The following is a 4,204-nucleotide window of genomic DNA, read 5'->3' on the forward strand; positions in this document are numbered from 1 at the left end:
TTTAGGGTTCATAGTTCTTTAGGATATCTTAGTCCTATTGAATACAAGGCATTTCTGTCCGAGAAAAAGTTGTCCTAATAAGTGTTGACAATCCATTTTTCAGGTTTGGCTAAGTCTTGATAGTGCTCATAGAATGGTAGAACCTGACTATAAGATGCTTTGGAGTGAAGATATTCCAGTGATTACATTGGGAGATGAACACAAAGTAAAGATAACCCTAGTTGCTGGAGAGCTTTACGGAGAAAAAGCAGTAAGTCCTACAAAGGATTCATGGGCAAGCAACAAAGATAGCAATCTATCCATTCAAATTATAGAAATGGATGCTAAAGCAAGTTATGCTTTCCCAAAGACAACAAAAACTATGAATAGATCAATATATCATTATCATGGAAATACCGCTCTTGTTGAAAATGAAGAGCTTTCAAGAAAAGAATACATGTACTTAGAAGCAGATAAAGACGTAACTATCAAAAATCCATCAAATGATAAAATCAAAATATTCCTTCTTGAGTCAGAACCTATAAACGAACCTATAATCGCTTATGGACCATTTGTAATGACTACAAAGGAAGAAATAAAAAAAGCCTACGACGACTATCAAAGAACTCAGTTTGGAGGCTGGCCATTTAACGAACAAGAAGTATCCCATGATAAAAATATGGGACGATTTGCAGAATATCCAAACGGAAGAGTTGAGAGACCTTAAAGTTTTCTATTATATAAGCCTTGCTTTAAAGATTTTCATTTGAAACTCTGTTTGATTTATTCAAAATATTATGTTAAAATAATAAGACTATTTTTAAAAAAATTAATAAAAAGTTTTCTAGGGTTCCGCAGCTGGTCTGGCTGGTCCAAGAGAAAACGCACATCTATGTGTACACGGAAGGATAAAAGCCTGGGAGATATTTTTTAATATTTTCTTTGGCTTTTTTTGTTTAATTAATAGGGAGGAATTTTAATGAAAAGATTTGTTATTGGAGAGGATTTTTTTGATTTATTTCCAGATGCTAAGATAGGAATAATCACTTGCTATGACATAGACAACACTATTAAAGATGAAGATAAATATAAAGACATGCTTAGAGATTCAGAAAAGACAGCACTTAGCCACCTAAAAAATCCAGATTTCAGTTCTAATGATGTAATAAAAGTATGGAGAGATGCTTTTCAAAAGTTCAAGACTAAAAAAGGAGCACGCTCTTCAATAGAAGCTCTACTTAAAAGAGCATATAATTCAAATCCTATAGGGACTATTAACCCTCTTGTTGATATATATAATTCAACTTCATTAAAATATGCTATGCCATGTGGCGGAGAAGATATTGATACATTTTCTGGAGACGTAAGACTTACAAAGGCTAACGGAGATGAGGCTTTCATAACCCTTGGAAGCGAAGAAAACGCACCTCCTTATGAAGGAGAAATAGTATACAAAGACGATAAGGGTGCTATCTGTAGATGCTGGAACTGGAGAGAATCAGTAAGAACTATGCTTACAGAAAATACAAAAAATGCTTTTTTATGTATTGAGCTAGTGGACGAAAAAAGAGTAAATGAATTTGAAGCTGCACTTAATGAACTTGCAAAGCTAGTAGAGGAAAATCTTGGAGGTACATTTAATATATATATTTTGGATAAAAATAATAAAGAAATTGTTATAGATAAACCATAGGAGGACTTTATGGAATGTTTTACTTATAAGGAACCTTATATCGAAGATGGTAAAAAAATACTTGAAATTAATGTTCTTCCAGAAAAATACTGCAATTTTGACTGCATATTTTGCCCAATCGGAAGATCACCACATAAAATAGATACTCAAAAACCTTTCCCTAATTTAGATTTGTCTTTAAATGAGCTTGATGAAATGATAAAAGCCCATAATCCAGACCTTGTTTTTATTAATTCAAAAGGTGAGGCTCTAGTTAACGATAGTATAGAAGACATTATAAGATTTATTAAATCAAAAAATATAAAGGTAAGGCTTCTTACAAATGGATATATCTTAGGAAAAAAGGAATATATGGATATATCAAATATTTGTGATGAAGTGATTGGAGAAATTAAAGTAACATCAGAAAAGGATTTTCAAAAATTGCAAAGACCTATTGAAAGCTATACCTTAAAAGAGCATATAGAAAATATGAATCTATTTAATAAGCAGTATAAAGGCACTTTTATCTTGGAAATAACTATTATCAAAGGATATAATGATGATGACGAGTCAATTGAGAAATTAAAAGAAATTATACAAACAATATCTCCTGATAAACTCTTAGTAGTTAGAATTGATGATGAGATTTTCCAAAAAAAACTTGGAGTATCTGATGAGAGATTTGAATATATTTCAAATGAACTTTTAACTTGTTCCAACGACTATAAAAACAGATAGTGCAACCATCTTTTTCATAATAGGATAATTATTTTTTCTACCTAAATTCAAAGTACAAGTAACAAGGAAAATAAAATTAATAATATATACTGTTATAAAAATAATCTCCTCGCATATACTGATTGCTTGCATCTACATAAAATGTAGAAATAGAATCTTATAACTAAAAATACACACCCTTGCAAAAAAGAAAAAGCCGGCAGTTTTAACCGCCAGGCTCCTCTATCTATCTCTATAATATTGTTATCCTAATATTATTGTCCAAGTATCTCTGCTGTCTCAGTCTCCTGATCCCACTCGATATCGAGTCCCATGTTCTCTATTATGAATCTAAGGGGTACAACTATCCTTCCCTTTATGATCTCAGCGGGAACATCTGTCTCTACCGGTTCTCCATTAACAAGGATGGTCTCATTGGATACCGCTATGACAATTGTATGCTCATCTGTCACTATTGTTGCTGTCCTTGTGTCATTATCCCATGAAACCTCGGCATCAAGTGCCTCTGATATGGCTCTTATTGGAACGAGCATCCTTGAGTTCTTTATCACCGGCGGAACATCAAATTTTAGATTTCCCTCTGGCATAAGGATGGATTCAGCAGGCATTACCCTGATTCCAGGAATGTCCCCTATCTCCTCCTTGTTTTTCTCAAGCATCTCCCACTCATCTGCTGAATACTTGTTTCTCATCATCTCCTGCATATCCCTTACCATCTGCTTTGACATAAGCTTTTGCATTTCCATCTCAGTCTGGAAGTCCCCTATCATCTTCTGGAATGATTCAACAGATTCAGGGTCGCCCATCTCCAGGGCATCCTCCATTGACTTCTCAAATTCATCCATCTGCTCTCTAATTGACTTCATCTTTTCCTTGAGGACCCTTCTCTGAAGCTGAAGGTCATTCTTTATATGTCCCCAGGCAGGTGCATCTTTACCATCTTCATCATCCGCATCTTCATCTTCATTGTCCATCTCTTTCTGGTCAATCTCCATTATCTCTCCTGTGAATGCATTGATCTCAACTTCATGCTCCACCCCATCAAGCATGATCTTCACCTCATACTTGCCATCTTCCTCATCCAAGTCATCGGCTTCTATCTCCAACAGGGTTCCGCCTACGGCCTCAAGGGCAATTCTCGTGGCCTCATCCTCCGTTATTGCTTCGGGCAGGGACTTGTCCTCTTCTTCTGCATCCTCTTCGTCCACTTCCATCTCAAGGACCTGACCTGTCACAGCATCAATTTCAATTTCATACTCTGCTCCTTGGCCTTTGACCTCAATCTCGTAAATGTAGGTGTCATCATCCTCATCCAACTTCATCTTTACAACTCTTCCATCTGCAAGACCCTTTACTATCTTAAGGATATCATCCTTTGACAGCAGCTTCTCCAGATCCATCTCATCGTCATTGTCTTCGTCTTCATCGTCATCATCTTCATCCTCGTTGACATACATGTCAAGGGCCTCCCCTATTGATAGCTTTTCTTTGGCATCGAGATTCCCACCCCTTGCAAAGCTTGCCATAGGTGCTGACAGCATCACGGCAAGAGCCATGACCAACGATAGAAACTTTAGTATATGCTTCATTTAGCATCTCCTCCTAAATGTTTGTTTTATTTATAACCTAAATTCCACGTGTGTTTTTTATTAGCTTCAAAAATCACTATTTCACGAAGAATTTAGACTGCTTCTCACACATTGTAACATTATTTACAACCACCTTTCAATCATTTTTGATAAATCATTGATTTCATCTGTGCTGCACTGATACTTCATCCACTCTGCAAGTTATCCAAAGAGCAACACTCAA

At 35.6% G+C, this 4,204-nt stretch carries 4 protein-coding genes and 1 riboswitch; of the genes, 3 read left to right on the forward strand and 1 reads right to left on the reverse strand.

Annotation, left to right across the window (positions count from 1 at the left end):
* The first annotated feature begins 133 nt into the window (after positions 1-133).
* From J2Z35_RS14345 to J2Z35_RS14355, 3 genes are all read left to right on the forward strand, one after another.
* A complete protein-coding gene (locus J2Z35_RS14345) occupies positions 134-706 on the forward strand; it encodes a pirin-like C-terminal cupin domain-containing protein (RefSeq protein ID WP_209662089.1) in 573 nt (190 codons plus the stop codon).
* A 106-nt stretch (positions 707-812) separates the two neighbouring features.
* Positions 813-904: riboswitch (guanidine-I (ykkC/yxkD leader) on the forward strand.
* A 54-nt stretch (positions 905-958) separates the two neighbouring features.
* Complete coding sequence (locus J2Z35_RS14350) at positions 959-1,672, forward strand: B3/B4 domain-containing protein (protein ID WP_209662090.1); 714 nt, start codon at positions 959-961, stop codon at positions 1,670-1,672.
* Between the two features lie 9 nt (positions 1,673-1,681).
* Positions 1,682-2,392, forward strand: coding sequence for a radical SAM protein (locus J2Z35_RS14355; protein WP_209662091.1), 711 nt, complete (start codon positions 1,682-1,684; stop codon positions 2,390-2,392).
* A 254-nt stretch (positions 2,393-2,646) separates the two neighbouring features.
* Here J2Z35_RS14355 and J2Z35_RS14360 read toward each other — a convergent pair whose 3' ends face one another.
* Positions 2,647-3,981 (reverse strand): stalk domain-containing protein, encoded by a 1,335-nt coding sequence (locus J2Z35_RS14360; RefSeq protein WP_209662092.1) that lies wholly within the window; start codon positions 3,979-3,981, stop codon positions 2,647-2,649.
* Between the last annotated feature and the right edge of the window lie 223 nt (positions 3,982-4,204).

The sequence above is a fragment of the Acetoanaerobium pronyense genome, from assembly GCF_017874355.1.
Lineage (GTDB): Bacteria > Bacillota > Clostridia > Peptostreptococcales > Filifactoraceae > Acetoanaerobium > Acetoanaerobium pronyense.

Bases quoted from the DNA above. Each gene is read 5' to 3' on its own strand.
- J2Z35_RS14345 (WP_209662089.1), top strand. From the start codon at position 134: ATGGTAGAACCTGACTATAAGATGCTTTGGAGTGAAGATATTCCAGTG.
- J2Z35_RS14350 (WP_209662090.1), top strand. From the start codon at position 959: ATGAAAAGATTTGTTATTGGAGAGGATTTTTTTGATTTATTTCCAGAT.
- J2Z35_RS14355 (WP_209662091.1), top strand. From the start codon at position 1,682: ATGGAATGTTTTACTTATAAGGAACCTTATATCGAAGATGGTAAAAAA.
- J2Z35_RS14360 (WP_209662092.1), bottom strand. From the start codon at position 3,981: ATGAAGCATATACTAAAGTTTCTATCGTTGGTCATGGCTCTTGCCGTG.